Genomic DNA, 26,810 nt, shown 5'->3' on the forward strand with positions numbered 1-26,810 from the left:
TCGGATCATCAGGTCGATTTCCAATCCTTGGCGTCCCTAGCGATCGCTGCAAATCCCTTATATGCTCTATAGTGCTTGGTTATTGGCGGAGCATAGGCAAGATGACATATTGCTTGGGAATCCTCACCACGTCGGGTCTGGTGATGGCGGCAGACTCTCGCACCAATGCGGGGGTGGACTATATCTCCACCTATCAAAAACTCTTTGATTTTTCGGTGCCGGGGGAGCGGGTGATTGTCATTTGTACCGCTGGTAACCTTTCAATTACTCAGGAAGTCCTCACACTCATTCGCCGTGATCTCAAGGGTCAGTTGGAGCACAGTCTCAACTCGTTGCCGAATATGTACGAGGTAGCCCGCTATGTCGGTAGTAAGCTGCGGGAGGTCACCGATAGTCATCGCCCTTGGTTGGCCAAAGATAACATTGACTACCAATGCACATTTCTGGTGGGGGGGCAGATTCGCGGCGAGGAACCCTACCTCTACCTCATCTACAGTCAGGGCAACTTTCTGCAAGCGACCCCCGAAACTCCCTTTCTCCAGATTGGTGAAACAAAATATGGCAAGCCAATTTTAGACCGCACGTTGCGCTTCGATACGCCGGTAGATGCGGCGGCAAAGTATGCGCTGCTTTCCCTTGATTCAACAATGAAATCCAATATCTCCGTTGGCCCCCCCCTTGACCTGATCATGTACCGCACCGATAGCTTTGAGATCTGTCACCGCGCCGAATTTGTCTTGGGTGATCCTTTTTTGGTAAAGGTGCGGCAGTTCTGGGAGGCCTCCCTGCGGCGAGCTTTTGAGGAAATGCCCGACATTGAATGGAATCGGCGTCAACCCTCCCCCACTTCCTCAATGGTGCTACCAACACCGGAAACCCTTGTTGGAGAGTAGAAAAAGCCAACTATGACATCTCTTTCGTTAGCGCAGCAAGTAGCAGCTCTCGGCATTGATCACATTCAGCGGCATCTATTCCTGTGTGCCGATCAAACCAAACCCCTGTGCTGTGACAAGGCAGTGGGTTTAGAAGCATGGGAGTATTTGAAAAAACGCCTCAAGGAATTGGGTTTGGATCAACCGCGCCCAGAGGGCTGTATTTTTCGCACAAAGGCCAATTGCCTACGGGTGTGCCAACAGGGGCCGATTTTAGTGGTCTATCCCGATGGCGTCTGGTATCACTCGGCAACGCCAGCCGTTATTGAGCGGGTGATTCAGGAGCATGTGCTGAGGGGGCAGATTGTCCAAGAGTATCTACTGGCGTCACCACTGCCCGAAAGAGTAGGCGATCGCCCCACCAATAGCCCGCATGGGTAATGCGCACAGGGGTCCCTTCCTCTAGGGGCACGCGATCGCTCTGGTGCTGGTGCGGATCAAAGGGAACACACGTCCCCACCTCACCAATCAACCGAATCCCCCACTGCTCTAGGAGTTGAAACACGGGCTTCACAAGGGGCAAAATCCGCTGGGCGGGTGCGGTGGGGTTTTGGCTAGCGGCATAGGCGGCAGTGGGCCAGAAACGCAGAAACGGCTCCAGAATCTGAAGGGCTTGGTGTTGGAGCGCCGCCTCAGCAGCCAATTCGCCATAGAGCGACTGAAACAACTCCAAGGGAGTCAGCCCCAGAACTTGGGCAAGGTGTTCGAGGGTTTCTAGGCGCAGTCGGTGTAGGTCGCCAGACCAAATGGCATTGGCTTGCTGTCGGGTAAATCCTTTACGACGCAGTTGACTCTTGCGGGTAATGCCGGCCATCGCAAGGCGGGCTTGCAGACGCTGGCTCATGGTTCTAGGCGCTGCCCCGTGTTCTGATCAAAAAAGTGAAGATGCTGCGGATCAGGGCGCACATACAGGCGATCGCCCCGCTGAATCGGCTGTTGCCCGGGCAAGCGCACCCGCAACGTTTCTCCTGTCGCAGTGAGGTGAACGGCTAGCCCCGTTTCATGGCCAAGGGCTTCCACCAGATCCACTTCAACGGGCAGCGTATTCTCTGCATCAGCCGTTGCCAGCACGAAATGCTCAGGACGAATCCCCAACCATGCTTTGGATACCGAGGGTAAGGGCTGGCTCAGGGACATCTGCCAATTGTGGTACTGAATCTTCCCTTGGTTGAGGGTCACGGCTAAAAAGTTCATCGGTGGTGAGCCAATAAACTCGGCGACAAAGCGATTGGCAGGGCGTTGATACAGGTCGAGGGGGGTGGCAATTTGCTGGATTTGACCTTGGTGCAGCACCACAATGCGATCGCCCATGGTCATCGCTTCCGTTTGATCATGGGTCACATAAATGGTTGTGATGCCCAATTGCTGCTGAAGTTGGACAATTTGTGTGCGGGTTTCGGTGCGCAGCTTGGCATCTAGGTTAGAAAGGGGTTCATCCATCAAAAAGACTTGGGGATTGCGTGCCATGGCTCGTCCGAGGGCCACCCGCTGCTTCTGACCACCCGACAGTTGTTTGGGATAGCGATAGAGCAAGTGACCAATTTGCAGCATCTCCGCAATCTGCATCACCCGCTGGTGAATCATGCGTTCGCGGGGAAAAGACAGTTGCATCCCCTTGGGGAGCGATCGCGTCCAGCGCGTTAAAGTGGCCTCAATGGGGGCGGGTAACAGGCCATTCATTTGCGAGTTGCGGCGCAGCCCAAAGGCCAAGTTGTCATAGACTGTGAGATGGGGATAGAGGGCATAGCTTTGAAAGACCATGGCAATGTCCCGCGCTTTGGGCGGTAAGCCATTGACGACGCGATCGCCCACCCAAATGGTGCCCGTGGTTGGTTCATCCAAACCCGCAATCAGCCGCAGCAGGGTACTCTTGCCACACCCCGAAGGCCCCACCAGCACCAAAAACTCGCCCGCACCGACCCTCAGATCAATCCCTTGCAGCACCGTGACATCATGCCCGCGCTGGGGGTCGCGATAGACCTTGGTCAGTTGTTCAAGGCGTACACCGGTCACGATCGCTATCCTAGAGGGACTAATTGGCTAGAATCCCACACTGAGGCGAATCTGACAAGATGCCTAGGCAAGGTGCAGATGCAGTACCGAACGGGGCGCACGGCGGACTCGTGCCCGAATCGTTGGCAGTCCGAGGCGTTGACAGGCTTCGTAGCGGTGGCATCCCGAAAAGCCATAGTATTGCCCTTCAACCTCAAGGACATCAATGGGTTCCTGCTGGCCAATTTCCGCAATGGAGGCCATCAACGCTGCGACTTTGGCAGGATCCGTTTGCCGAATCAGGGGACGACGAATCGCATTGAGGGGCAAATCAATAACTCGCATGGACTTATCCGAACTCATTATGACTTTATTTTAGCAGGCAATCCCCAATCGGCAACAAAACTGCCTTGAATAACTGCCTAACTTTGCAGTAAGACAATAGGGGTCGGCTTTTAGCCGTTAGTTGTGGAGTTTACATAGGTTTTTTATGGGTTTGCAACGTCGTCGCTTCCTCACCCTTGCCGCCGCTGGTATGGGGGCAGCACTTTTTCCTCAAGGATTACAGCTTCTCTATCAACGGGCAGCCCAAGGTGAACCGCTGACCACACGCGGATTTGGTCCTTTGGTCAAGGATCCCAATGGCCTGTTGGATTTACCGGCAGGCTTTCAATATCGGGTGTTCTCGAAGCTGGGCGATCGCCTGAGTGATGGTACCCCCGTCCCGACACTCCATGATGGCATGGCCGCCTTCCCCGGCCCCGATGGCACGACCATCCTTGTACGCAACCATGAGATGTATCCGGGGCTACCCCGTGCCTTTCAGGGGGTGGTGGCTCCCAAGGACCGGATGTATGACCCCATTGCCCCCGGCGGCACCACTACACTCGTGGTGAGCAAAGATCGGCAACTCCTCAAGCATTACGTTTCTTTGGCGGGCACCTCGCGCAATTGTGGTGGCGGCAAAACCCTTTGGGGCAGTTGGATTAGCTGCGAAGAAACGATTTCCACGCCCGAACATCCCGCCAACCGAGGCCCGGTACAAAAACGCCACGGCTACAACTTTGAAGTACCGATCAGTGCTCAAGGACCCGTGACGCCCGTTCCCCTCAAGGCGATGGGGCGCTTTCAACATGAGGCGATCGCCATTGATCCGAAAACGAATATCGTCTATCAAACCGAGGATCGCGGCGATAGTCTCTTTTATCGCTTTATTCCCAAGGAACCCACCAACCTTGCCGCTGGCGGCCAACTCCAAGCCCTGAAAATCAAACGCTACCCGAAAATCAACACTGGTCAAGACTTTCCCCTACGCAAGCCCTTCGAGGTGGAATGGGTGAATATCACGCAGCCTGACCCGCCCCTCGACACCGTGCGTTATGAGGGCTACGACAAAGGGGCCGCCCAATTTGTACGCGGCGAAGGCCTTTGCTACCACAATGGCGAATTTTACTTTGCAGCCACCAGTGGTGGTGAAAAGCGGCTAGGCCAAATCTGGCGATACCGCCCCGGTCGCACCGCAGCAGATGGTGGCACGATTGAGCTGTTTGTCGAGTCCCCCGGCAAAGAGGTTCTTGACTATCCCGATAACTTGACGATGGCCCCTTGGGGAGACCTGATTTGCTGCGAAGATGGCGACGATGCCATTAATCGCCTGATTGGTATCACCCCCCAAGGAGAGCTATACACCTTTGCTCGCAATGCCCTCAATGATCAAGAACTGGCGGGGGTTTGCTTCTCACCCGACGGCCAAACCATGTTTGTCAATCTCTACCATCCGGGGATGACCTTTGCCATTTGGGGGCCGTGGGATCGGCGGGGCTAATGCCCAAAGCAAAAGGGAGCCAAGGATGACCTGACTCCCTCGTTATTTTCCTACTGACTCAACTCAACAGTTCAACCCAGTGTCATTGCTGCCTTAGCTCAGCGCCACATGGGAGCGATCGTAGGTGGCACCAAAGACGGGGTTCACTTTCCCTTGAATTTGGTTCCAGTAATGGGCTGCCGTCACCGGCATGCCGATCGCTTCTGCCACCCGGGCAAGGAGGGTTTGTTCACGGCTTTTAATCATCACATGATGTGCGATCGCCAAGGAGCGAGCCATTTCGTTAACCGTTGCTGTCATGGGCACAGAGGCCACGTTATCGGCCAAGCGAGCAGCGGGAACACCAGCGGGCTGTTTACCTTTTTGATACTTGACGCCACGATAGGTCATGATTTTTAAGGATTCTTCTGGTGGATTCGTTGCAGCAGCCACACGATAGGTGCTACCGCGATACTTGGCCACGACATCCGTTGCTTGGGTGTTGATCGCTGGAGGAACGTAGTTGTATTGAACGCCGCGATAAGTAAGAGTAGTCATAGTTTTCGCCCCATTTTTATTACAAGGTGGACTGGTTGAGGCGCGTTCCTTCGGGATCTGTTTCCCTACTTCCGTCCCTCGCGAAGGTACAACGCTGACAATTAAACTCGGTCTGAAAAGCGTTTACTGATGTCCTGCGAGAGATGAACGATTCATTTCTGTATCTAATTTAACAATTTCTCGACCTTAAAGCAAGCCGTTCATAGAAATTTACAATACTCAGGTCACTACTCCCCTAGGGATGTCATGGGCTAAGACAACAAAAAAGGCCAACCCAGAGGATTGACCCAATTAGATGATTTTTGAACGTTTATTGAGGAGTGGTTTTAGCCCTCGGCTAGGGGATAGACACTCACGCGCTTGCGGTTTTTGCCATAGCGCTCAAAGGTGACCACACCGGCGATCGTTGCAAAAAGAGTATCGTCACTGCCACGACCGACATTGACGCCGGGGTGAAACTTCGTACCCCGCTGCCGCACAAGAATGTGACCGGCCTTGACCACTTCACCGCCAAAGCGCTTGACACCTAGACGTTGGGCATTGGAGTCACGACCGTTGCGGGTACTACCTGTTCCTTTCTTGTGTGCCATGTTAACCTCCTAGGGATTCACCGTTGAGACGAATCTCGTTGATCATAATGCGGGTCAGTTCTTGGCGATGGCCTTGTTTTTTGCGAGTTTTCTTTTTCGGACGCATTTTATAGACAATCACCTTGGGGCCGCGACGATGCTCCATCACCGTACCCGAGACAACCGCACCACTAACGTAGGGTTGACCCACGTGGACTTGGCTATCGGTTTGCACCAGCAACACCCGTTCTAGATCAATTGTGCCCTCTGGCTCGACGGGGAGCCGCTCCACATCGTAAAAGCGCCCGGCTTCAACGCGCAGTTGCTTGCCACCAGTCTCAATGATTGCGTATGCCATAGAAACTAAAAAACTCCTTGCCGTGCAGGTGAGGGGATGCGTGCCTCTTGGAAAACCTGTTCCGTGCAAACTCAACAATTTTCCATCATAAAATTTATCCCCTGTGGCTGTCAAACCCCTAGCCAACCCAAGGCAGACTGCCGGTTGAACATTTGCTCAGTTCGGGGCGCTCATCGAGGGAGATGTCCTTAAACATGTCGGGATAATAGAAAACGATCAAGGTAGTCCCAACACCAATGACATCTTCATGGTGCAGGAGGGTACTGTGCTGAATTGGCAGGCCATTGAGGAACGTGCCATTGCGGCTGTGGTAATCACTAATGAAATAGAGGGGCTGCCCCTTAAAGAGAAAGGCGTTGATGACGGCATGCACCCGCGAGACGTAGGTATCTTTGAGGAGAATACTGCAATCGAGTTGGCGACCAATCGTCCACTGGCGATCGGGACTGAGAATGACTTCCCGTTTCGGCAAACCACGTTCGCGAATGATCAGCCATGCTTTGGGGTAGGTTGGTGCTGGCATCCTTGGTCTCCCCTCTTAACGGGATGACCTTAGCCTAGATCGCCTAGATGACAAATGTTGCCCCATCCCCTTGAGCCGCTTGCCAACTGCGGGCATCAAAGTATAAATCCTCAAGGGAGATACTGGCCAAGGCATCCTGAAGTTTTTGGTGGAGTCGCTGCCAGAGACTCAAGGTCACCCAATCCGCTGTGCCATCTTCCGGTTGAGGGGGGTGCAAAAACAGGGGGGTCGGCGATTCACCAACGGCAGTAAGGATATCCCGCAGGGAAATAGCGGCTGGGGGACGGGCCAGTTGATAGCCGCCATAAACACCTCGCAGCGATCGCACCAAGCCAGCCCGCCGCAATTCAATCAAGAGTTTTTCCAGATAGGGGGCAGGAATCTTTTGCCGCTCAGCAATGGCGCGCACGGAGGCAGGCCCATAGTTGGGTAACAAACTCAAGTCCAATAGAGCCTTAATACTGTAGTGGCCACGGGTGGTGAGGGTCACGCTGCTTTGCCAACGGTGGTAATGTACAGAACCGCTTCTTGCGGGGGAATACCCAACAGATCGTTGACCTGATCATCAAAGAAACCGCCGATGCCACTCACCCCTAGCCCCAAAGCGGTGGCCGCCAAATTGATCCGCTGTCCGAGGTGGCCAGCATCCATGTGGAGATAGCGATAAGCCCGTTCTCCATAGCGAGCGATCGCCCGCTCCAGATTGGCGGTATGGAAAATCACCACTGCGGCATCGCGACCGAGGTCTTGATTGAGACAGAGGAAATGCAACTGTTCCTGAAAGTTCTTGAAGCGAATCTGGCGTAACTCATGCTCGGCCACAGCATAGTAGTAGCACCCCTCTTCCAGATCCCTGACCCGCGTCACGGCAATAAAGGTTTCCACCAGTGTCGGGTCAAAGAAACTGGGGGCTTCGTCTAGGCCTTGATCGCGGTAGTCCTGAGGATGGTAGGCAAAGGTGAGCAGGGCAGCCAGTTGATCCACCTCAATCCCTTGGCCACTGTACTGACGAGTCGAGCGCCGCTGGAGAATGGTTTGCTGGAGAGCGGCTAGATTGGTTTCCCAGTGAATGATGGTTTTGCTGAGACTGACGCGCAGCCCAAAGGGGAAGTTGTACTTACTAGCGGGGGGGTCAGTCGGCTCTTGGGCACTGAGGTTGGGATCAGTGGTCTCCTCGACTTTGGCCATGCCGTAGATAATGTCACTATTGGTGAGGGCACTGGCACGATGATAAGCCTTCAGTAGCTCGCCACTGGCGATCGCCCCATAGTCATAGCAGGTGGCAGAGGCCAACACCGCGGGGAACGTGGACAAGTTTTCACCCACTTCGAGTAAATTGGCAAGGGCAACCACCGCCAACACCCCCTCTTGTTCTGGATCAAGGTAAAGCAGTTCATTCATTTGGGCATCCACAAAACCACCAATGAAGTGAGCGCGAAAGTCATTGATATTGGCGGCCAGTTCCACATTCCCTAAGAGGTGCCCAATGTCGAGGCAAATACGGCGATAGGCGCGATCGCCATAACGCCAAGCGGAACGATAAAAAACGGCTGTCACGATCAGGGCAATGTGCGTCCTTTCTAGCGCGGGATGCCAAAGACAAGCGGCCTGTAGGGCTGACCAAGAATAGCTTTGCCACACCTGCACAAGGGCATGGTCTTTCACTTGGTAGTTGTAAATGCCAGCGGGAATGGCGGTGTCGTTGCGAGTGAGGAGATAGATTTCCGCTGGATATAGCCCCCCGGCAGAGGGTGCTGCCCGCATATAAAAGGGCTGATCGGGATAGGGAACCACCCCAGTAATGCCATAGGTACAGTACAACAACCGCGAGAGTCGCTGCCAGTGGGGGTGGGCTGCCCCCTGCTCAGGTTCTAAAAAGGGCTTGAGGGAGAAAGACTGACCAAAAGGATAGGTTTTGAAGGGACTGGGCTGACGACTAAAATCCAGCGGTGCTGCCTGTTGGGCTAAGGTCTCAGGGGCGTACTTGGTGCGTTCGTGGTAATGCTGTGCCAAGGAAAGCGGTTGAAACCCCATTGTGGTGCCTCACCAAGTTAAGAAACCATTAAATAAACTGAACTTCTTCAATAAATCCCCCTACAGTCAAAAAGGTTTAGGTAGAAATACTTAGTCACGGTACAACGCTCTCTATACCATTATGGCCAAATTCAGCAATGAGGAACTATTGGCAGCCTATGCAGCGGGGGAACGGGATTTTCGGGGCAGCGATCTGACGGGTCTGAGCCTTTTTGACACCAATCTCAGCGATGCCGATTTTAGTGACAGTGATCTGGAGAATGCCTATCTGCCCTATTGCCAGTTGAATCGAATTCAAGCGACTGCCACTAATCTACGCCACAGTGAATTGGGGGATGCTCAGTTGTATCAAGCAAATCTTGCGGCAGCGGATCTCGAAGGAGCCAACCTTGTCCGCACCAATCTACGGTCGGCCAATTTAGAACGGGCAAACCTGCAAGGTGCGAATCTTCAGGGGGCGGATCTGCGCTATGCCAATTTGCGACAAGCGAATCTCCAAGGGGCAAATCTGCAACAGGCCAATTTAGAGCAGGCAGATTTAACGGCAGCACAGGTACAGCGGTGTAATTTTTTTCGGGCAACGGGTGTTGATCTATCGGCTGCGGTGTGCGATCGCACCACAGTTTATCCCGATGGCTATTTTTACCCCTGACTCAGGGTGATTAGGGTAACTGGATTAAGGGGATGGAGGCGGTGGCCTTGACCCAAGGGAACGGAGCGGCTGAGTTGCACGTGGAGCACTTGTGGGCTGATTTGCTGGGTCTGACACCAGTGGAGAACTTGGCCTTGGTGTTCGAGAGTGGCGATCGCCAGCACCACCCGGCCGCCCGCTTGCAAGTGCGACCAGCAATAGTCAAGATTGGCCAGTAACTGGGCACCACTGCCGCCAATAAACACGCGATCTGGTTGCGGCAAGTCACTGAGGCTCTGGGGGGCTGCCCCTTGGATTGGGATGAGGTTGGTCAAACCAAAGGCCTTGCGGTTGCGCTCAATCAATTGAAAGCCAATAGCTGTTTTCTCGATCGCGTAAATGGTGGCTTGGGGGGCAAGGCGGGCGATTTCCACGGCGACACTGCCGGTGCCAGCACCCACATCCCAAACGGTTTCAACAGTGCTGGTGAGGGCAAGTTCCGCTAGAGCCAGTACCCGCACTTCCCGCTTCGTCATCAAGCTGGGGCGATCGCCAAAGGTAAAAAATTGATCATCCCCTAAGCCAAGAACGGGCTGTTCCCGAGGGGGCAGGCGCTGGGGTTGACGCAGGAGCACTACCAAATTCAAGGGATGTACTGGCGGCAGTTCCGTTACTGGTTGGGCCAAGTCCCACGGCAGAATGGCTTCCTCTTCGCTACCTAGAGCCTGACACACCCACGCCCGATAGGACACAGGCAGGTGCAATGCTTGGTATAAGCGGCTAATGGCAGCAATATTGGCCTCGCCATCGGTATAGATGGCAATTTTCTCCACCCCCCGCTGCAACAGCGGCACCAACCCAGCTAAATCGCGACCATGGGCACTGTAGATCACGGCGTCCTGCCAAGGGAGCTTGAGCCGACTAAAGGCCAATTGCACCGCACTGAGGTGGGGATGAAACGTCAACTGATCGGGAGTAAAGACTTCAAGAAGCCAGCGTCCCAGCCCGTAAAACAGGGGATCACCACTGGTGAGGATTACCACTTGGGGGTCGGGGGTTGTTGCCAAGTGGGTTTGAATCGCCTTGAGGGTGGCATGAAAGTCTCGTAGAGACAAGCGGGGGGCGTCTCCGTGGGGAATCAACTGAAGATGGCGATCGCTCCCCACCAAGAGCGTCGCTGTGCGAATCATGCCCTGAACTGTTTCCCCCAACCCTGCCAGCCCCTCTAGGCCAATGCCGACCACATGAATCGGGGTCACGCTGACTCCTCGCTATCGGCCAACTCCAGCAGGGCATTCACAATTGCTGCCGCCACCGGCGATCCCCCCTTGCGACCGGCAACCCGAATTTGGGGCACGGGCAGTTGGGCAAGAGCCGCTTTTGACTCCACGACATTGACAAAGCCAACGGGGACACCAATGACGCCCGCTGGCGGCACACGGGTTTGTTGCAGGCGATCGCACAGGGCAAGGAGTGCCGTTGGCGCATTCCCAACCACAAACAGGCCATAGGGCCACTGTTGCCACGCGCGGATCATCCCTGCTTCGCTGCGGGTTTGACCGGGGGCGGTGTGGCTGCCATCGTCGAGGGCGGTAATAATCGGATTCTGGAAGGTACGGCTGACCATGGTTTGAATGCCGACACTGACCATGGCCACATCGGTAATAATCGGCACACCTGAGCGCAGGGCTTGTGTGATGTGGGTGATCGCCCCCGGCGAAATCTCTAGGAGGTTCTTAAACTCAAAATCCGCCGTGCTATGGATAATCCGTCGCAAAATCGCATAGCTTGGGGCATCAAAATGGTGAGCGCCGATCTCGCGATCGATGATGGCAAAACTGGCTTGGGCAATTGGATGCAGCAGAGACACAGGACTTCTGATAGGATAGTAGAACTGCTTAAACTAGGAGAGATGGCCGAGTGGTCGAAGGCGCAGCACTGGAAATGCTGTGTGGGGCAACTCACCGAGGGTTCGAATCCCTCTCTCTCCGTCCTATTGTTATCTTGCCACTACAGGGGGTATCCTTTGCTGCAACCAAGGGAGAGGTGGCTGCCCTAGAATAGAGAACATAGAGAATACTCCCAACGCAGTTAGGGGTTCTTAGGTGCTTCATTTCTAACCCCCTTGAGGATTCTTTACTATGCGTTTCTCCTCAATCCCTTTGATGCTCATTGCCAGCACGCTGACTGCTGTCCCTGCCTTTGCTGATTCCGCTGCCATTGGCACGATTCAAGTGAGTCCCGACTTGCGATCGGCACTGCAATCGGCCCCCGATCCTGCGGCAACCCCCAATGCCGTCCAACCTGCAAGCAATATGGCAGAGATTGAAAACAGCCTAGAGATTTCCCCTGTGCCTACTCGCCCCGATCCAAAGGTGTACAGGCAGTTTGAGGAACCCCGCAATAATCGCGGTCTTGGCTTCAAAGTGGGCATTTAGGGGTTCAGGGCAGCACGTTTGGCCGCGTGCAGTTGGCCATTGTGTTGATCGAGAAGGGCTTGAGCGGCAAGGGCATCCAGTCCTGTCCAGTGCATCAGCAGGGCACGTTTCACTTGGTAGCCACTGCGTTCGAGGAGATCTGCTGCCGCTGCGCGATCAATCCCCGTGAGATCCGTGAGAATCCGCAGGGCACGATCTAGGAGCTTACGATTGGTGACGGCCACATCCACCATGCGGTTGCCATACACCTTGCCCAACTGCACCATCACCCCCGTGGAAATGATATTCAGTGCCATTTTTGTGGCGGTACCGGCCTTCAAACGGGTCGATCCAGCAAGAAGTTCAGGCCCTACCAGTAGGCGAATGTCAATGTCGGCAGCCCGCTGTACCTGATCCGAAGGAACGCAGGCCATAAAGACCGTAAGTGCCCCGACTGCTTGCGCTGCATCGAGGGCGCCATGAACGTAGGGAGTGGTTCCGCCGGCGGTAATACCAATCACCACATCTTGAGCCGTAATCTGGCGATCGCGCACCACAGCGGCGCCATCTTCGTAGCGATCCTCAAGGCCTTCGGAACTGCGCACAAGGGCGGCGTCACCGCCAGCGAGAATGCCTTGAACCCAATGGGGGGGCGTACAAAAGGTGGGTGGACATTCCGCAGCATCCAAAACCCCCAAGCGACCACTGGTGCCGGCACCAACATAAAAGAGTCGTCCCCCTTGGCGGAGGCGGGCTGCTGTGGCGGTAATGGTTTGGGCTAAGGCCTCGCGGGCTTGGGCGATCGCCCGCAGCGTTTGGGCATCTTCCTGATTAAAAAGATCAACCAGTTCCAAGGGGGTGAGCTGATCGAGATTTTGGCTGGCGGGATGGATCTGCTCCGTCAACAGATGACCACGACTAGGGAGTTCTTGGAGATCTGTCATGGCCGCGCCGAAATTTCTGCCATTTCAATCACGGTGCCATCGTAGTCCTTGACAAGGAAATTGAGGGGGCGATCGCTCCGCATTTTGTAGCGCAACTGCCGCCGTTGAATCCGCAGCAACAGGAGTTCGAGGCACTCACGGTCAAAGCAGACATGGCGCTGACGATTGCGTTCCCCCTTGCTAGCACCACTAATCACATGTAGTTGGGTATTTTTCTTAAGTTGGTACCACAGACCATCACTGGGGCTGGGGCGCTTGGGGCTGCTGTAGCTCAAGGCCGAGGGCACATAGAGCGGATCCATCGAAGCGACGCCAAGGGTTTGCTCATAGTTGTAGTAGTAGTGCAGCGGCACATCGGCGATCGGCAAATGCAACTCCTGCTCATAGAACTGCCGCGCGTGCTCTAGATCCGAGACCATGATCGTATAGACCTTGGGGGCACTGGACAAAAAGAGCCACATCGCCCCTGCGTAGCCCATCAGCAGCATGATCATGATCCCTTGGGTGGAGAATACCCCATCCCAGAGACCATCCAACCAAGCAAACAAAGGAGGAGTCAACAACATGCCAATGTTCTAAGGAACGTTCCTTTCATTCTAGAGACTATCGTAGTCAACAGACCCAGCAATGGTTTATTCATTGATAAAAATATATTCTTGACGTTGCTGAGACTGGAATCGGCTGTAGGGGTGGGGGGCTAGGTTATAATCCCTTAATCTGTAAATAATGTTCTCTTAAACACGAGTTTCCTCTAGAACTGTTGTTGTGAGCTATGCCCCTCAGCGCATTTCGCCAGACCAGTATTTACCAAAAGACAACACCCCAACCCTCTGCAACATTCCAAGTTGGACTTATTTGCGTTTGTTGCTGCTTCTTAGGCATTTGTTTCCTAGTGTTCAGTGGACTTGGCCAACAGTGGGATATTGGTTTGTCCGAGATTGTCCGAACCGTTTTACCGCCTGAGTTTGCTCCTGTTGCAAAGTTGTCCTATTTTTCGGGCAATGCCCCCGTTGCTGGCAGTTTAGTGTTTATTTCCCTCGTGGTTTTAGGGAAATATCGCCGCTGGCGGGAGATGAAGGCGATCGCGTTCTCGACGCTGTTCATCCTGATTCTCATTGATCGGGTGCTCAAACCGTTCTTTAATGTTGCTCGACCCGATAATCCACTGGTATTGCACCTGAGCGGGCATAGTTTTCCCAGTGGCCATGCAGCAGGGAATCTTTTACTGTACTTCCTCTGGAGCTATTTCCTCTCTACGAAGCGGCCAACCTTGAGAGGATTGAGCTATGGAGTCGCGATCGCCCTGATGATTCTGATGGGCATTAGCTCTGTCTATGTGGGTGCCCACTGGGTGAGTGATGTGCTAGCAGGCTACTGTGTTGGCTATGCCATTTACTCAGTGACGGTGCGATACCTCGAACGCTCCTAGGTCTTTGATTCTTTGCTGGGAGCGGCTAGCCTATTCGTCTGCAAAGATGTAGTCGTAGAGTTCTTCGGGCTTAGGCTCAGGACTTTCCTCAGCAAAGGTGACCGCATCATCAACAACCGCCTGTACTTTTTGCTCAATGGCACGCAGGTCTTCGCTAGTGGCCAGTTCTTGTTCCACGAGGTAGGCACCCAGCTTTTTGATCGGATCGCGCTTTAGCCAAAATTCTTTCTCTTCTTTGGAGCGCAGTTCATCGGGATCCGCAAGGGAGTGCCCCCGGAAACGGTAGGTCAAAGCTTCAATCAGGGTGGGGCCTTCACCGGCACGGGCTCGGGCGATCGCTGCCTCAGCCACGGTACGCACCGCCAGCACATCCATGCCATCGACTTCTTCACCCACCATGCCAAAGACCTTGGCTTTCTTGTAGATTTCTGTTTCCGAACTGGCACGCTCATGGGCCATGCCGATCGCCCACTTGTTATTTTCCACGACGAACAAAATGGGTAATTTCCAGAGTGCCGCCATATTCAAGCACTCAAAGAACTGGCCATTATTGCTGGCACCATCGCCAAAGAAGCAAGCGGTGACCTGATCGGCCTTGGCATCCCCCATCACCTGACGGCGGTACATCGTCTGAAAGGCTGCCCCCGTTGCCACTGGAATCCCCTCAGCGACAAAGGCAAAGCCCCCCAAGAGATTATGCTTGGCAGAAAAAAGGTGCATTGAGCCGCCCCGGCCTTTACTACACCCCGTTGCCTTGCCAAAGAGTTCCGCCATCACTTCACGGGCAGGAACCCCGGCACTCAGGGCATGCACGTGATCGCGATAGGTACTGCACACGTAATCATCGGGACGCATGGCTTTGATCACGCCTGTAGAGACAGCCTCTTGACCGTTATAGAGGTGGACAAAGCCAAACATCCGCCCTCGGTAGTACATTTCAGCACACTTATCTTCAAAGGTGCGCCCCAGTACCATATCTTCATAGAGCATTAACCCCTGCTCACGGGTAATCGTGGTTTGGGGAATGGACAAAGAGGGCAGACTACGCTCTTGAACCATAGCAGGCAGTGATCAACCTAGGGTAAACGCCGTACCAACAGGGCAAGCCGCCGCTGGCATCACACTATTGTACTCAAATTACAGCCCTTTTCTTAAATATGGGAGTGACAAGGGGATGCCAGCCTTTGCTAATCAAAGTAAATGAGTATTCCTGCCCCCTGCTGGTTTGCTAAAAAGTCCCTTGACGCTCATCCCGCTAACGCTAGGCGTATAGCAGGAGATTCCCCGTTCACAGAGTCTTGACTAGATGCCCCGAAGGACACCCCCGCCAGAACCTCTCCAGGGGCATTTTCAAGACCGTGCGCCCCACGGCCTAAGAACCGATTTCGCAGTACCAATGCAGCGGCAATATCTCGTGGCAAAGAACATCCGCAGGGACACTCATGCCAACGGGTTGATAGCATTTTGCGGACTGCCTCACCACAGTCAGGACACTCTTGAGAGGTGCCCGCTGCTTTCTCCTTGACAACCGCCTTGCCACGCTTGCAGGCCACCCAAGGCAACACCGAGTTCAGGAATTGCCCATGACCCGCATCTAGCATGTGCTTGCCCAGAGTCCCACGACTGAGGCCAATCAGATTCAAATCCTCAACCACAATCACATCAGCCCCGTCGCAAAGCTGGTGGGCAACCTTGAAGTGAAAGTCCCTGCGGGTGCGGGCAATCTGTTCATGCAGCTTCGCCACCTTCCGTTGAACCTTCTTCCAGTTGGCTGACCCAATCTGTTTTCGCTTCAGTCTGCGTTGCAGCAATTGAAGCTTGCGTTGCATCTCTACGAAAAACCTAGGCCGCTCTAGTTGAAGCCCATCCGAGGTGGAGAGAAAGTATTCCAAGCCAACATCGACGCCAACCACATGACCCCCTAATGAAGGCTCTGGGATGGCAATATCAGCCTGAAACGTCAGCAGCAGGTAATAGCCAGAGGCGCGTTTGAGCACCCTCGCTTGCTTAGCGGTAAACCCCTCTGGGTAAGGCCGAGACTGACGAATAGCCACCCAGCCCAGACTCGGTAACTTGACTCGTCCGGGTGCCAATGGTTGCTTGCCGAGCTGGGGGAAAACGTATGACCGCATCTGGCCAGGTTTCTTGAACCGTGGAAACCCGGCTCCCAACTTCTGCCGCCGCTCAAACGCTTGATCTAGCCGCTTCAAGACTTGCTGCACTGCTTGGGCGTTAACTGACACTAAATCAGGGTTGGTCTGCCTTGCTTGAGTCAATCGTTGGCACTGCACGTTGAAGTTGGGATAGGGGGCATCCGCTGGGATAATGTACTCGCTACGCACAGAGCAGGCATTGACTGGACATTTGCGCGAAGCAATCCAGTCTTTGCGCTCCCTCAGCGCATCATTCCAAACTCGGCGACACACTTCTAGATCGTGGTCGATCTGCTTGGCCTGCTGCTAGGTTAGTTTGAGTTTGTACTCGTACGTCAGGGTGATCATGAGTGGATTATAGCTATTAGTCGCACCCGATTTTTGGGCTAGCTCAATCTATCCAGCAACAAGCTGAGATTGAGTGACTGCTCCCTCTGGTTGCCTATCACCGCTTCGCACGGCCTACGGCCTACACCACCACCTAACTGCTTTGCGGTATAGGCAGAGCACTGCGGCGAATTTTGGTAGAAAGTTCAGGGTACCCCTCGGATGGTTTAGCGCCGCTTTTCAAACTTTCTTCACTGAGGAGGGATGTTTGCTGAACTGATTAGGGTTTACCATCAATTTCGATGTACTTGACATTCACCTGTCCCGGACGCAAAGCAAAAGGATTCTGCCAATTGCCAGCGGGGCTTGGATAGGTCTTTTCAGGATAGGAAAGCAAATCGCCGTACACTGCCTTCAATTCAATGGGCACACCTGCTGGAACATTAGTCATCTTGAAGGTACATTGCCCATCCTTCGCACCAACACTAGGACCCACAGCGGATACCTTAATTGGGGGTAAATTCTGGGGTTTAGCGACGACTTCGATGGCTGAGCAGGCCGCAGGTGCAACATTACCCATTTGATCGCCAAAAAAGATACGGCCTTGCAGCGTTGCTGTGGGTAGAGCCAAAGCTCCGCTAGTTTGGGCGAGTGTCCCAGTGAGCAGTAGCAAGGTGGAAAGAGATAAGCGTTTCATGATGTGGCTCACGCTCCAGAGAAGGGTTGATGATTCAATCTTGGCGGAGCCTAGGAAGAATCCCAGTGAAGGCGATCACAGGATGGATGAGAACCTCAGCACAAAACATGAAGCTCACACCACCTGCTGACGCGAGGATCGGAGAGGGCAGGCTAAACATGTTCAAATTTAGGCATCAGTGTCCCTTGGTGTAGGGAGTGTTTCTTGGTGAACGTAGCGTGCCCCGGCAAACACCTCACGGGTGGTGCGGCTATACCAATTGCGAAATGAGGGTCGCTTGAGAATGGGGCGCGTCCAGTGACTACCGCCCTTAAGGACAAAATGCTCGCCATCAAAGTAGGGCGCAGAATACCCCCGGTAGGGATAGCTCTGGAACCCCGGATAGGGGGCAAAGGGACTCTGAGTCCACTCCCAAACGTAGCCCTGATTCAAGAGTCCCTGCTGAGCAGCAATTTCCCATTCCCGTTCACTGGGGAGACGTTTGCCTTGGAAATGGCCGTAGGCTTCCGCTTCGTAGAAACTGAGTCCCCACATCGGTAAGTCTAGGTTCTCAGGAATCGGGTAAAACGGTGAGGTAATTTCCTCTGCTGCTCGCCATTCCCAACCACTGCTGGACCACCATTCCCGCCGCTGATAGCCACCTGCTTCAACAAAGGCAAGAAATTCCCGCCACGTCAGCGGTGCCGCATCAATCGTAAAAGGAAGCAGCTCTACACTCTGGACTGGCTGCTCGTTATCAAGGGCTAAGAGGTCTTCACTGCCAATGACATACCCCCCAGCGGGAATCCGTTGGTGATCCTGTGGCAGCGATAGGTTAGGGGGTAACGTGGTGAAAATCCCCTGCATCGCCAACACCATTTGCATCGTTTCACTATGTTGGGCTTCATGCTGCAAAATCCACCACCAGAGACGGAGTTCCCGTTGCCACTGCTCGTCGCTAAGGCTGTAGAGGCGATCGCCCGTGCGTTGGCGAATCCCTGCGAGGTAGTCGAGTAATTCATTGCGCGGTGGTAAGTATTGTCGTTCCACCTTGGGTCGGCCATCGGCGGCATACCAATAGCGATCGCGATCGCTAACCCCTGAGGATTCCGGCAAGAGCCAAAAAGCTTCTGTGTAGCCAATGTGTCCCAAATGCCATCCCACGGGACTATAGAGGGGATGGGGCTGAGCACAAAGGACGGCCTCGCTCAACTCAGCCACGACTTGGAGTGTAAATTGCCGCTGGTTCTGAAAGGCTTGCCAAAAAGCTCCCCGATCAAAGGGATTAAAAGGCACTGATATCTCAGAAGGCGTAAATTTCTGGTTCACTCTGCAAACTCATCAACAGCAGTTTATTTTCCGGTAAAGGATACCACTCCGTTTGATGATCTACAGGCTCTGAGGTGAGTTGAATTTTCTCGGCATCCTGACTCCAGTAGAGGGTGGGGGGGGGTGTGCCCCGCGAACAGCGGGTGGCGAGAATATAGACACCATCAGTAAGAATCATGGCGGCACTGACACTGGTACGCGCTGCCTGGGCTAGGGAAAAAACAATTTGCAGCGTTTGCCGCAGAACCATCACGGGTGACAATTGCGGATTCAACACCAATTCATTGCAAAAGAGGGCAAAGAGGTGCTCAGAATCCGTCGAGCCTTCAACAATGTTGTAACAAATATCCGACAGGCGATCGCGCATGGGGCGGTAGAGGGTTTGGCGAAAGTTCTCGATAAAGCCATTGTGCACCCCCAGCCAGCGTCCCCAGCGAAAGGGCTGTGTATTCGTCATCTGCACGGGTTGACCCGGTGTTGCACTGCGGACATTGGCCAAGAAACAGGCAGATTCAATGTAGCGGCTTAAATGCTCAGTAAAGTTAACATCATGCCACATGGGCATTGTTTGCCGATAGAGAAAGGGTGGCACATCTTGACGGACTGCATACCAGCCCACCCCAAAGCCATCGGCATTTAAGAGTCCCGCCGTCATTTCGCGGGGTTGATAACTTTGCACCAACAGGGAATGGGGAGCATCCACCAAGGCATGGGCAAGGGACGTTTTGCGCCCCATATAGGCATAAAGACGACACATAGGTTAACATGCAAATTTGATAAAAATACCCTACCCCCGATTCTAACTTTCAGCAAAGGATTTTTCCGGCAGCTATATCCAGTTTGAGGGCTGGCAGTAAAGCTTGCTAGAGTGTAGAGAAAAAAGGTGATCTGTCAATCAATGAACCCAACGGATTCCCTAGAGGATGATTTTCCCGACGTAGAAGCCATTGTGCCCCCTGAGCAGTCCCAAGCCTTAGGGCGATCTCAAATTCAGCGCACCCTTGTCATTACGGAAACGGCCTTCCTTGCCAGTACCGCTGCCCTGCTGTGGGTGATTAACTTTTATTTGCCCATTGGTCCGGTCTTGCGCCTGTTTTTTCCAATTCCCATCGCCCTCGTTTATTTACGCTGGAACCGCCGCGCCGCTTGGATGGCAGCCATTGTCAGTGCATTGCTCCTTTCTGTGTTGATGGGGCCACCCCGTAGTCTGCAATTTCTCTTGCCCCACGGCATTATGGGGGTCATTTTTGGTGGCTGTTGGGCCAAAAAAGAAGACTGGGGACGTTCCATCTTCAGTGGCGCAGTGATTGGCACCGCAGGATTTTTCTTTCAGATTAGTCTTGTGTCGATTCTGCTCGGGGAAAACCTCTGGATTTACTTCAATCAGCAGGTCACGAATTTTATTGATTGGGTACTGGTCAATCTGAATTTGCTCCTAGAGCCAACGGTGACCCTGATCCAAGTTGTGGCACTGCTACTTGTCTTTTTCCAGTCCACGGTGTATGCCTTAGTGGTGCATATTTTGGCCTGGACACTGCTGGAGCGATTGGGCAATCCAATTCCGGATCCGCCCCCATGGCTGCGCACGATCCTTGAAGACCCCCGCTAGATCCTTTCGAGACAGCGGCGCTGATAGAGGGCTTGGGGGGTAGCACTGCCGGTACAAAACAGCACGGTTTTCAATTCCTCAAGGATAAAGTCAATGCGCTGCGCAAGTGTCTCCTCTGATTGATGGGCGGCCTGCAAAAAGGGTCGCGCTAAACCCGCCAGACTGGCACCAAGGGCAAGGGCTTTGGCGACATCAATGCCATTTTTGAGACCGCCGGAGGCAATCAAGGGCGTCTCTGGGAGGGCAGTATGAATTTGCTCAAGGCACTGAGCCGTAGGAATACCCCATTCGGCAAAGGCCTCTCCGAGATACTGTTGACGGGCATCTTGGGCACGCGCCGCTTCCACTTTTGCCCAGGAGGTGCCCCCTGCCCCCGCCACATCAATCGCCGCCACCCCCACATCCACCAGTTGCTTGGCCACATCAGCGCTGATACCATTGCCCACTTCCTTCACAATCACAGGCACGGGTAGGGCCCGACAAAGAACGCCAATTTTGGTTAGCAGTCCCTTGAAGTTGCGATCGCCCCCGGTTTGGACCGCCTCTTGCAGCGGATTGAGGTGCAAAATCAGGGCATTCGCCTCTAGGAGATCGATAATCTTTTGGCATTCATTGACGCCACAGCCATAGTTCAACTGCACCGCGCCAAGATTGGCCAAGAGCGGGATAGTGGGTGCCTCTTGACGAATGGCAAACGTGGTCGCCACCTCTGGATGCTCCAGCAAGACCCGTTGGGAACCGACGCCCATGGCAATTCCCTTGTGCTGCGCCACCCGGGCTAAGCGGCGATTGATGTCTCCCGCTTGGGGTGTGCCACCGGTCATGGAGGAAATCAGCAGGGGGGCAGCGAGTCGCCAGCCCAAAAACTCGACGGTCAGATCAATCTCGGCAAAGTCCAGCTCGGGCAGGGCACAATGGCGAAAGCGATACTTCTCGAAAGCGGTGGTGATTTCTTGATTACTGACATCACCTTGAATACAAAGCTCGAGGTGCTCGGCCTTGCGCTGCTCAATGGGACTGCTCACCACTCGTGTTCCTAAAGTTAGGCTGCACCAACATTATAGGAGGCAGCTCAGGGAGCATCCCTATCGGCATTAACGGAAAACCGTCGGCACTCTCAAACCCGCCGCCAACAATTTGAGGCCATTGGCTGCTGCATCGCGGTAACGCAACTGACCGCAGAGAATTTGCCCCATCCGTTGTAGGGCGCTGGGACGTTTGATGGCCACTTCATAGGCTATGTGGGGCATCTGATAAAAAAGGGTGGCTAGACGTTTTGCCCAGACCATATCCGCTCCCCACGCCTGCTGGACTTGACGGGAATAGTCCGCGAGAGCCTCTGGCTCACCATTAAGGGCGCGATCGATGGCTTGGGCAGCCAACATCCCGGTCAACAGCGAGGGACGAATGCCTTCGGCGGTAAATGGATCAACGATACAGGCAGCTTCGCCAGCAAGTAGGGCATTTTGGGTATGCAGGCGCTGGTGCCGCTGCCAACAGTAGAGGGGGTGACCATAGACCTTGACTTGACTGAAATCAACGCCAAAGGTTTCAGCATACGCTGCCCCGATCGCCCGAAGATTTTGCTTGCGCTCTAGGGAAAAGGTGCCCACGCCAATCGAGTAGCCATCCCGTTTAGGAAAGTTCCAAATGTAGCCATTGTGAACGCGACCAAAGTCAAAGTGGGCTGCCCTCAGGGAATGATTGGGCATGGCTGCTTCAACCTCAATGGCTGCTCCTATCCGCTGCTGACGATGTTGGAATCCCAACCACTTGGCCATTGAACCTTTGGCACCATCACAGCCAATGAGATACTGTGCTGTGAAATCCCCCTTGGGGGTATGCACCTGCCAGCGATCGCCCCCCCATGTTAGACCTGTAACGGGAGTTTGAGCCGCTACCTGCGCCCCCTGTTTCTGCGCCTGTTGAATCAGAAAATAATCAAACACATCGCGGCGCACCATCCATACTGCTTGCTCTGGCGGCAGTTCCAGCACTTGCGCTTCTCCCCCCTGCCATGTACAGACCATTTGCGTCAGCTTCAGCGAGATGGCAGGACGAAAGTCAAAGTCAAACCAAGCTTGCACTTGCGGCGACACACCACCGCCACAGGGCTTGTAGCGGGGCAAGCTTTCCTTTTCCAGAACCAACACCTGACGGCCTCGCTTGGCTAAGTGATAGGCAGCCGCCCCACCCGCAGGGCCTGAACCAACCACAATACAGTCGTACACCACAGGGTCACTCCTCAGTTGCGCTGCGCAGATGCTCAAAAAATAACAAAAATCACCTACGAGAAGCTGATCTGACTGGATTCGTAGTCGGGGGGTTCGACGTGGATGACAATGCGAGCAGGTCCATAGCGGTCTTGCAGCAGGGCTTCAATTTGCTCCGTAATGTCATGGGCCGTGGGAATATCTTCCGCCTCGACAATTAAGTGCATCTCAATAAACACTTGCCGTCCCACCATCCCCCGCGAGCTAATGTCATGGCAATTAACCACACCGGGCACGGTCATCACTAGCTCATGGATAGCTTCAGGGGCGATCGCCATCTCATCCACCAGCCAAGGAATGTTACTTTTGAGGACTTCCCAAGCACTCCAAAACACAAGGGCAGCGACGGGAAATGCTAGCACCACATCCAACCAATCCCAATTGAAGGTCCATACCCCAATCAACCCTAAAAGGACAATAATGGTTGTCCAGACATCGCTCAGGGTATGCTTGGCGTCGGCAATGAGGACGGAATTATTCAGCTTGTGCCCCATGTGGTGTTCATAGAGGGTAAGGCCGATATTCATGCCAAGAACGAGGATCACAATCCACAGTTCTGCCCCTGTAATCGTCACGGCACTGCTTTGATGCAGCAGGCGCTCAACTGCACTTTGTAAAATCTCAAAGCACACCATGCCCAAAAAGGCAGCAATCCCCAATGCACCGAGGGCTTCAAACTTTTGGTGACCGTAGGGATGGTCGCGATCGGGATGGGGGTTAGCCCACTGCATGGCCACTAAGCCCAAGATGCTGCTACCGGCATCGGTCAAGCTATGCAGGGCATCGGCCTGTAAACTGAGGGAGTGACTGAGAACCCCAACAACCGCTTTAACAACGGTCAGTGTGACATTGACCCCTAGCGCCAAGAACAATACCCGCTGGGCTTGTCGGCGGTGGTCGGCCACGGTGATCACCTAACTGAGTGAAGTTAAGGATTAGCTGTCTGGGGGGGACGCGCTGATTGGGTGTTGCGTCGCTCTGCGAGGATGCGTTCATTGAGAACCGCGAGCGCCCGTGTAAATTGAGGATCGCGATCGGTGGCAATGTCATCGCGCGTGAGTTGCTCCCGCTGCTGCTCCGTGAGGGTGACTTCAATATCGGGTTCAATGCCCTTCTTGTTAATATCGCGACCACTGGGGGTAAAGTATTTGGCGATCGTCACCGCAATCCCTGCCCCTTCTCCCACGGGCTGGACGGACTGCACCAAGCCTTTGCCAAAGGTGCGCGTTCCCACCAATACGGCACGGCCATTATCCTGTAGGGCACCTGCGAGGATTTCGCTGGCACTGGCCGACCCACCATCAATGAGAACCACAAGGGGTTTATTGGTCAAGAAGCCGCGACCGGCGCGTAAGCGCTCTGCTTCCCCTTGGCGATTGACCGTAGAGACAATATCGCCCTGCGGTAGGAACATGCGGGCAATTTCAGCACTGGCAAAGAGTAGGCCGCCCGGATTGGAGCGTAAATCCAAAACATAGCCTTCAACGCCTTGCTTTTCTAACTCACGGATGGCGGCGCGCATTTCTGCGGCTGCATTGGAGCTAAAGGTGACAAGGCGAATATAGCCGACAGGGCCTTGGGGAGTTTGGCGTAGGCTGAAGCGAACGGGATGAATTTCAATGCGGGCACGGGTGATCTCATAGTTCAAGATTTGATCGCCCCGCTGGATGGTGAGGCGCACTTTTGTATTCACAGGGCCACGGATCATGCTGACGGCTTGGTTAAGGTCCATGCCCTTGGTGGATTTGCCGTCAATTTTCAGGATCACATCCTTGGCCATTAGACCCATCTCAGCGGCGGGACTGCCTTCAATGGGGGAAACCACCGTGATTTCTTTGGTTTTTTCGTCTTGGGTAATGGTGATGCCTACCCCTGTGAGTTCACCAGAGGTTTCAATTTGCATGGAGCGAAACTGCTCCGGATCCATAAAGCGGGTGTAGGGATCATTGAGCTTCTCGAGCATTTCCCGTGCCGCTTTGTAAGCATCCTCGGGTTTGGTGTAGTTCCGCGAGAGAAATTCCCGCCGCACGGCACGCCAGTCATTGCCATTGAAGGTGGCATCTACGTATTCACGGTCAATGACCTGCCAGACTTCATCCACCAGTTCCTTAGGACTTTGGCGAAAACCTGCTAGGCTACGGGACCAGTGCAGACCCGCACCCGTGACAGCAACCAATGCCGTCATGACCACTGTCGTACTGACAACGAGCGTGCGGTGTGTGATTCCCATATGATTCGTCCTAAATTTTCGATCCTTTAGCCTACGCCCAATCTAGCACAAAGACTTGCCTTGGCCGTTGGCGATCGCAAGCTAAGTTTTCCGACGCTCAGCAGGCTGAAAAAGTGCCTAGACGCCCAGTTGCTGGCGAATGCAGTAGTTCACACTTTCATCGAGAACCCGCTGTGCCTGTTGTTGGCGAGGAGACTGCGGTTGGCCGCCATTGGGATCAAGGGTTTGAAAGTCGGCGTAGCTCACCCGCTGTTGAATGTAGTTGATGGAGCACTGACAAATGTTACTCATCATTGAACGGGGGACAAGGGGCGCCGATCGCCGGCCACGCTCGATGCAGGTATCCATAAAACTATTCACGGCTACTTGGGGGTAGGGTTGGGGAATGGCACGTGCTGGCAGCGTTAGGCTAGTGGCTAAGCCGCTACTAATTAAGATTAAAGAGAATAACTTCATAAGTAATAGGCGCTTACGCTAAAACATCCTTGTCATACCCTAGGACGCCCGTTTTCATGCGAAAAGTTTCAGTCAGTAAAGGCGCTATCGTAGGCCGCATTGGATCCCACGAGCATTGAGCCAATCCCCGAATCGGTAAAAATTTCCAGTAACAGGGCGTGGGGCACCCGGCCATCAATAATGTGCGCTGCTTTCACCCCTTGAGCGAGCGATCGCACGCAACAGGTGACTTTAGGAATCATTCCCCCAGAGACAACCCCCTCTTTAATCAGTTGCCGCGCTTCGGCAATATCAAGGCGATAAATGAGGGTACTCGGGTCGCGATAATCCCGTAAAATGCCCGCGGTATCCGTCAGTAAAATTAGCTTCTCAGCCCCCAAGGCCGCTGCAATCTCGCCAGCAACTGTATCGGCATTGATGTTGTAGGCTTGGCCGGTATCATCGGCAGCCACACTGGAGATGACAGGAATATACCCCTTCTCCACTAGCGCCGTAATCACGCGGGTATCCACCCCCTGCACTTCACCGACAAAGCCAATGCTATCTTCCCCTTGGGCACGGGCACGAATCAGGTTGCCATCTTTGCCGCACAGCCCCACCGCTTTACCGCCCGCCTGATTGATCAGGGTGACAATTTCCTTGTTGACACGACCCACCAAGACCATCTCGACCACATCCATTGTTGCGGCATCGGTGACGCGCAGCCCATTTTTGAATTGGGGTTCGATGTTGAGCTTGCCCAGCCAAGTGTTGATCTCTGGGCCACCGCCATGAACCACGACAAGGCGAATCCCCACATAGGAGAGAAAGACAATATCGCGAATCACGGAATCTTTGAGCTGCTCTTCCTTCATGGCGGCACCGCCGTATTTAACGACAAAGGTGCGCCCGGCAAAGGCTTGGAGATAGGGCAGGGCTTCACTGAGAACACGAACGCGATCGCTATCGCTGAGCATAGAAGTCTCTCTCGTCAGTCTAAAAACCTAAACAGGGGTCAATGGGGGGCTTGGCAGAGGGGGGTTCCTTCTCAGCGGCGATCGCCAGACGGGCAGCCAACACTGCCGCATAATCGCGAATCAGCGACCAAATCAGCGGCGCCAGCCATCCCCGCAACATCACTGAGCAGGAAATCTGACTCCCACAAACCGTTGATTCTAAACGATAGGTTACCCGTTCCTCTACCCCCGGCAAGACCAAAATGCGAATACTCAACAGTTTCCCCGGTGATACCCGTTCGACAAAAATCTGAATCGGCCACGGAATCCAACGGGTCATGGCCTGGAAAATAAACCCCGGCTTGGGGACAAGTCCGTAGGGCACATTCGTGCGCAAAATCAAGGGATGCCACGATACATCGGCCAAATTCACCACTTTGCGCCAGATCAAATCCACCGATGCAGAGCTAAGGGCTTGATAGGTGCCTGCCAACGGCCAACTGTAGGTCATTTGCTGTTTTTTCTTTTGTTGACGACGGCGATCGGCCACAGTCTCGTTACCCTGCTATTCCTGACGATTTGGACACCACGAAAGAATAAATAATCGTCTGAACCCTTTATTGATCCAAGA

General features: G+C 54.0%; 32 protein-coding genes, 1 tRNA gene and 1 riboswitch. Of the genes, 8 read left to right on the forward strand and 25 right to left on the reverse strand.

From position 1 onward, the window contains the following. Positions 1 to 101: 101 nt before the first annotated feature. Both KV190_RS06125 and KV190_RS06130 read left to right on the forward strand, forming a co-directional pair. A complete protein-coding gene (locus tag KV190_RS06125) occupies positions 102 to 893 on the forward strand; it encodes a peptidase (RefSeq protein ID WP_460195054.1) in 792 nt (263 codons plus the stop codon). A gap of 12 nt (positions 894 to 905) precedes the next feature. Next, entirely contained in the window at positions 906 to 1,313 is a 408-nt protein-coding gene (locus KV190_RS06130) for a (2Fe-2S) ferredoxin domain-containing protein (protein WP_460195055.1), read from the forward strand. Here the strand turns inward: KV190_RS06130 and KV190_RS06135 are convergent. The 3 genes from KV190_RS06135 to KV190_RS06145 form a co-directional block, all read right to left on the reverse strand. Continuing rightward, a complete protein-coding gene (locus KV190_RS06135; RefSeq protein WP_460195057.1) occupies positions 1,195 to 1,776 on the reverse strand; it encodes a helix-turn-helix domain-containing protein in 582 nt (193 codons plus the stop codon). The two genes, KV190_RS06130 and KV190_RS06135, sit on opposite strands and share 119 nt — an antisense overlap. Then, complete coding sequence (locus KV190_RS06140) at positions 1,773 to 2,945, reverse strand: ABC transporter ATP-binding protein (protein ID WP_460195058.1); 1,173 nt, start codon at positions 2,943 to 2,945, stop codon at positions 1,773 to 1,775. The genes KV190_RS06135 and KV190_RS06140 overlap by 4 nt, the downstream gene beginning before the upstream one ends. Before the next feature lie 63 nt (positions 2,946 to 3,008). Beyond that, positions 3,009 to 3,269: a chromosome partitioning protein ParB gene (locus KV190_RS06145; protein ID WP_460195059.1), complete on the reverse strand. Its 261-nt coding sequence runs from the start codon at positions 3,267 to 3,269 to the stop codon at positions 3,009 to 3,011. A gap of 145 nt (positions 3,270 to 3,414) precedes the next feature. Here KV190_RS06145 and KV190_RS06150 point away from each other — a divergent pair, with 145 nt between their 5' ends. Then, complete coding sequence (locus tag KV190_RS06150; RefSeq protein WP_460195060.1) at positions 3,415 to 4,749, forward strand: alkaline phosphatase PhoX; 1,335 nt, start codon at positions 3,415 to 3,417, stop codon at positions 4,747 to 4,749. A gap of 93 nt (positions 4,750 to 4,842) precedes the next feature. On the opposite strand, the gene gifA is transcribed toward KV190_RS06150, so the two are convergent. From gifA to KV190_RS06180, 6 genes are all read right to left on the reverse strand, one after another. After that, the gene (gene gifA / locus KV190_RS06155; protein ID WP_460195061.1) at positions 4,843 to 5,286 is read right to left on the reverse strand and encodes a glutamine synthetase inactivation factor IF7A; all 444 of its coding nucleotides are present in this window, start codon (positions 5,284 to 5,286) and stop codon (positions 4,843 to 4,845) included. A gap of 39 nt (positions 5,287 to 5,325) precedes the next feature. Next, positions 5,326 to 5,438: riboswitch (Glutamine riboswitch) on the reverse strand. A 174-nt stretch (positions 5,439 to 5,612) separates the two neighbouring features. Continuing rightward, a complete protein-coding gene (gene rpmA / locus KV190_RS06160; protein WP_297051500.1) occupies positions 5,613 to 5,876 on the reverse strand; it encodes a 50S ribosomal protein L27 in 264 nt (87 codons plus the stop codon). A 1-nt stretch (position 5,877) separates the two neighbouring features. Then, complete coding sequence (rplU, locus tag KV190_RS06165) at positions 5,878 to 6,213, reverse strand: 50S ribosomal protein L21 (protein ID WP_149820672.1); 336 nt, start codon at positions 6,211 to 6,213, stop codon at positions 5,878 to 5,880. 118 nt (positions 6,214 to 6,331) lie between these two features. Further along, positions 6,332 to 6,736, reverse strand: coding sequence for an FHA domain-containing protein (locus KV190_RS06170; RefSeq protein WP_460195062.1), 405 nt, complete (start codon positions 6,734 to 6,736; stop codon positions 6,332 to 6,334). A gap of 43 nt (positions 6,737 to 6,779) precedes the next feature. Beyond that, positions 6,780 to 7,226: an Rrf2 family transcriptional regulator gene (locus KV190_RS06175; protein WP_206199615.1), complete on the reverse strand. Its 447-nt coding sequence runs from the start codon at positions 7,224 to 7,226 to the stop codon at positions 6,780 to 6,782. After that, a complete protein-coding gene (locus tag KV190_RS06180) occupies positions 7,223 to 8,770 on the reverse strand; it encodes a SagB/ThcOx family dehydrogenase (protein ID WP_460195063.1) in 1,548 nt (515 codons plus the stop codon). Before KV190_RS06180 ends, KV190_RS06175 begins: the two co-directional genes overlap by 4 nt. 121 nt (positions 8,771 to 8,891) lie before the next feature. Between KV190_RS06180 and KV190_RS06185 the strand changes: the two genes are divergently transcribed. Beyond that, positions 8,892 to 9,422, forward strand: coding sequence for a pentapeptide repeat-containing protein (locus KV190_RS06185; RefSeq protein ID WP_149820681.1), 531 nt, complete (start codon positions 8,892 to 8,894; stop codon positions 9,420 to 9,422). Here KV190_RS06185 and cbiE read toward each other — a convergent pair. Beyond that, a complete protein-coding gene (cbiE, locus tag KV190_RS06190) occupies positions 9,413 to 10,660 on the reverse strand; it encodes a precorrin-6y C5,15-methyltransferase (decarboxylating) subunit CbiE (protein WP_460195064.1) in 1,248 nt (415 codons plus the stop codon). The genes KV190_RS06185 and cbiE overlap by 10 nt on opposite strands. Continuing rightward, positions 10,657 to 11,271 (reverse strand): cobalt-precorrin-8X methylmutase, encoded by a 615-nt coding sequence (locus tag KV190_RS06195; RefSeq protein WP_460195065.1) that lies wholly within the window; start codon positions 11,269 to 11,271, stop codon positions 10,657 to 10,659. The genes cbiE and KV190_RS06195 overlap by 4 nt, the downstream gene beginning before the upstream one ends. A gap of 36 nt (positions 11,272 to 11,307) precedes the next feature. On the opposite strand from KV190_RS06195, the gene KV190_RS06200 reads away from it, so the two are divergent. Continuing rightward, positions 11,308 to 11,392: transfer RNA gene (locus tag KV190_RS06200), tRNA-Ser, on the forward strand. A 150-nt stretch (positions 11,393 to 11,542) separates the two neighbouring features. Further along, positions 11,543 to 11,839, forward strand: a complete 297-nt coding sequence (locus KV190_RS06205) for a hypothetical protein (RefSeq protein WP_460195066.1) — start codon at positions 11,543 to 11,545, stop codon at positions 11,837 to 11,839. On the opposite strand, the gene murQ is transcribed toward KV190_RS06205, so the two are convergent. Continuing rightward, positions 11,836 to 12,762, reverse strand: a complete 927-nt coding sequence (gene murQ, locus KV190_RS06210) for an N-acetylmuramic acid 6-phosphate etherase (RefSeq protein ID WP_460195067.1) — start codon at positions 12,760 to 12,762, stop codon at positions 11,836 to 11,838. The genes KV190_RS06205 and murQ overlap by 4 nt on opposite strands. After that, positions 12,759 to 13,328: a VOC family protein gene (locus tag KV190_RS06215; protein ID WP_460195068.1), complete on the reverse strand. Its 570-nt coding sequence runs from the start codon at positions 13,326 to 13,328 to the stop codon at positions 12,759 to 12,761. Before KV190_RS06215 ends, murQ begins: the two co-directional genes overlap by 4 nt. A 326-nt stretch (positions 13,329 to 13,654) precedes the next feature. On the opposite strand from KV190_RS06215, the gene KV190_RS06220 reads away from it, so the two are divergent. Next, positions 13,655 to 14,191, forward strand: coding sequence for a phosphatase PAP2 family protein (locus KV190_RS06220; RefSeq protein ID WP_460195069.1), 537 nt, complete (start codon positions 13,655 to 13,657; stop codon positions 14,189 to 14,191). Between the two features lie 30 nt (positions 14,192 to 14,221). Here the strand turns inward: KV190_RS06220 and pdhA are convergent, their stop codons facing one another. The 5 genes from pdhA to egtC all read right to left on the reverse strand — a co-directional run bounded on the left by pdhA (position 14,222) and on the right by egtC (position 19,433). Continuing rightward, complete coding sequence (gene pdhA, locus KV190_RS06225; RefSeq protein ID WP_460195070.1) at positions 14,222 to 15,250, reverse strand: pyruvate dehydrogenase (acetyl-transferring) E1 component subunit alpha; 1,029 nt, start codon at positions 15,248 to 15,250, stop codon at positions 14,222 to 14,224. A 188-nt stretch (positions 15,251 to 15,438) separates the two neighbouring features. Next, positions 15,439 to 16,617 carry an RNA-guided endonuclease InsQ/TnpB family protein gene (locus KV190_RS06230; RefSeq protein ID WP_460195071.1) on the reverse strand — a complete coding sequence of 393 codons (1,179 nt, stop codon included), beginning with the start codon at positions 16,615 to 16,617 and terminating at the stop codon, positions 15,439 to 15,441. A gap of 334 nt (positions 16,618 to 16,951) precedes the next feature. Then, positions 16,952 to 17,368, reverse strand: a complete 417-nt coding sequence (locus tag KV190_RS06235) for a hypothetical protein (protein WP_460195072.1) — start codon at positions 17,366 to 17,368, stop codon at positions 16,952 to 16,954. A 168-nt stretch (positions 17,369 to 17,536) separates the two neighbouring features. Beyond that, complete coding sequence (locus tag KV190_RS06240; protein ID WP_460195073.1) at positions 17,537 to 18,643, reverse strand: SUMF1/EgtB/PvdO family nonheme iron enzyme; 1,107 nt, start codon at positions 18,641 to 18,643, stop codon at positions 17,537 to 17,539. 7 nt (positions 18,644 to 18,650) lie between these two features. Next, complete coding sequence (gene egtC / locus KV190_RS06245) at positions 18,651 to 19,433, reverse strand: ergothioneine biosynthesis protein EgtC (protein ID WP_460195074.1); 783 nt, start codon at positions 19,431 to 19,433, stop codon at positions 18,651 to 18,653. Between the two features lie 141 nt (positions 19,434 to 19,574). On the opposite strand from egtC, the gene KV190_RS06250 reads away from it, so the two are divergent. Further along, positions 19,575 to 20,285, forward strand: coding sequence for a DUF2232 domain-containing protein (locus tag KV190_RS06250; RefSeq protein WP_460195075.1), 711 nt, complete (start codon positions 19,575 to 19,577; stop codon positions 20,283 to 20,285). Here KV190_RS06250 and fni read toward each other — a convergent pair. The 7 genes from fni to KV190_RS06285 all read right to left on the reverse strand — a co-directional run bounded on the left by fni (position 20,282) and on the right by KV190_RS06285 (position 26,690). Continuing rightward, positions 20,282 to 21,310, reverse strand: a complete 1,029-nt coding sequence (gene fni / locus KV190_RS06255) for a type 2 isopentenyl-diphosphate Delta-isomerase (RefSeq protein ID WP_460195076.1) — start codon at positions 21,308 to 21,310, stop codon at positions 20,282 to 20,284. The two genes, KV190_RS06250 and fni, sit on opposite strands and share 4 nt — an antisense overlap. Before the next feature lie 69 nt (positions 21,311 to 21,379). Continuing rightward, the gene (locus tag KV190_RS06260; protein ID WP_460195077.1) at positions 21,380 to 22,516 is read right to left on the reverse strand and encodes a geranylgeranyl reductase family protein; all 1,137 of its coding nucleotides are present in this window, start codon (positions 22,514 to 22,516) and stop codon (positions 21,380 to 21,382) included. Between the two features lie 56 nt (positions 22,517 to 22,572). Further along, complete coding sequence (gene cdf31, locus KV190_RS06265; protein WP_460195078.1) at positions 22,573 to 23,463, reverse strand: CDF family zinc efflux transporter Cdf31; 891 nt, start codon at positions 23,461 to 23,463, stop codon at positions 22,573 to 22,575. 23 nt (positions 23,464 to 23,486) lie between these two features. Then, the gene (gene ctpC, locus KV190_RS06270) at positions 23,487 to 24,788 is read right to left on the reverse strand and encodes a carboxyl-terminal processing protease CtpC (protein WP_149820121.1); all 1,302 of its coding nucleotides are present in this window, start codon (positions 24,786 to 24,788) and stop codon (positions 23,487 to 23,489) included. Between the two features lie 117 nt (positions 24,789 to 24,905). Beyond that, entirely contained in the window at positions 24,906 to 25,244 is a 339-nt protein-coding gene (locus KV190_RS06275; protein ID WP_460195079.1) for a hypothetical protein, read from the reverse strand. 68 nt (positions 25,245 to 25,312) lie between these two features. After that, complete coding sequence (argB, locus tag KV190_RS06280) at positions 25,313 to 26,200, reverse strand: acetylglutamate kinase (protein ID WP_460195080.1); 888 nt, start codon at positions 26,198 to 26,200, stop codon at positions 25,313 to 25,315. 19 nt (positions 26,201 to 26,219) lie between these two features. Beyond that, positions 26,220 to 26,690 carry an SRPBCC family protein gene (locus KV190_RS06285; protein ID WP_409874632.1) on the reverse strand — a complete coding sequence of 157 codons (471 nt, stop codon included), beginning with the start codon at positions 26,688 to 26,690 and terminating at the stop codon, positions 26,220 to 26,222. Between the last annotated feature and the right edge of the window lie 120 nt (positions 26,691 to 26,810).

It is taken from the genome of Thermosynechococcus sp. FA-CM-4201, assembly GCF_054689355.1.

Coding starts and splice junctions, on each gene's coding strand:
- KV190_RS06125 (WP_460195054.1), top strand. CDS start 102: ATGACATATTGCTTGGGAATCCTCACCACGTCGGGTCTGGTGATGGCG.
- KV190_RS06130 (WP_460195055.1), top strand. CDS start 906: ATGACATCTCTTTCGTTAGCGCAGCAAGTAGCAGCTCTCGGCATTGAT.
- KV190_RS06135 (WP_460195057.1), bottom strand. CDS start 1,776: ATGAGCCAGCGTCTGCAAGCCCGCCTTGCGATGGCCGGCATTACCCGC.
- KV190_RS06145 (WP_460195059.1), bottom strand. CDS start 3,269: ATGCGAGTTATTGATTTGCCCCTCAATGCGATTCGTCGTCCCCTGATT.
- KV190_RS06150 (WP_460195060.1), top strand. CDS start 3,415: ATGGGTTTGCAACGTCGTCGCTTCCTCACCCTTGCCGCCGCTGGTATG.
- gifA (WP_460195061.1), bottom strand. CDS start 5,286: ATGACTACTCTTACTTATCGCGGCGTTCAATACAACTACGTTCCTCCA.
- rpmA (WP_297051500.1), bottom strand. CDS start 5,876: ATGGCACACAAGAAAGGAACAGGTAGTACCCGCAACGGTCGTGACTCC.
- rplU (WP_149820672.1), bottom strand. CDS start 6,213: ATGGCATACGCAATCATTGAGACTGGTGGCAAGCAACTGCGCGTTGAA.
- KV190_RS06170 (WP_460195062.1), bottom strand. CDS start 6,736: ATGCCAGCACCAACCTACCCCAAAGCATGGCTGATCATTCGCGAACGT.
- KV190_RS06180 (WP_460195063.1), bottom strand. CDS start 8,770: ATGGGGTTTCAACCGCTTTCCTTGGCACAGCATTACCACGAACGCACC.
- KV190_RS06185 (WP_149820681.1), top strand. CDS start 8,892: ATGGCCAAATTCAGCAATGAGGAACTATTGGCAGCCTATGCAGCGGGG.
- KV190_RS06205 (WP_460195066.1), top strand. CDS start 11,543: ATGCGTTTCTCCTCAATCCCTTTGATGCTCATTGCCAGCACGCTGACT.
- murQ (WP_460195067.1), bottom strand. CDS start 12,762: ATGACAGATCTCCAAGAACTCCCTAGTCGTGGTCATCTGTTGACGGAG.
- KV190_RS06215 (WP_460195068.1), bottom strand. CDS start 13,328: ATGTTGTTGACTCCTCCTTTGTTTGCTTGGTTGGATGGTCTCTGGGAT.
- pdhA (WP_460195070.1), bottom strand. CDS start 15,250: ATGGTTCAAGAGCGTAGTCTGCCCTCTTTGTCCATTCCCCAAACCACG.
- KV190_RS06235 (WP_460195072.1), bottom strand. CDS start 17,368: ATGAAACGCTTATCTCTTTCCACCTTGCTACTGCTCACTGGGACACTC.
- egtC (WP_460195074.1), bottom strand. CDS start 19,433: ATGTGTCGTCTTTATGCCTATATGGGGCGCAAAACGTCCCTTGCCCAT.
- KV190_RS06250 (WP_460195075.1), top strand. CDS start 19,575: ATGAACCCAACGGATTCCCTAGAGGATGATTTTCCCGACGTAGAAGCC.
- ctpC (WP_149820121.1), bottom strand. CDS start 24,788: ATGGGAATCACACACCGCACGCTCGTTGTCAGTACGACAGTGGTCATG.
- KV190_RS06275 (WP_460195079.1), bottom strand. CDS start 25,244: ATGAAGTTATTCTCTTTAATCTTAATTAGTAGCGGCTTAGCCACTAGC.
- argB (WP_460195080.1), bottom strand. CDS start 26,200: ATGCTCAGCGATAGCGATCGCGTTCGTGTTCTCAGTGAAGCCCTGCCC.
- KV190_RS06285 (WP_409874632.1), bottom strand. CDS start 26,690: ATGACCTACAGTTGGCCGTTGGCAGGCACCTATCAAGCCCTTAGCTCT.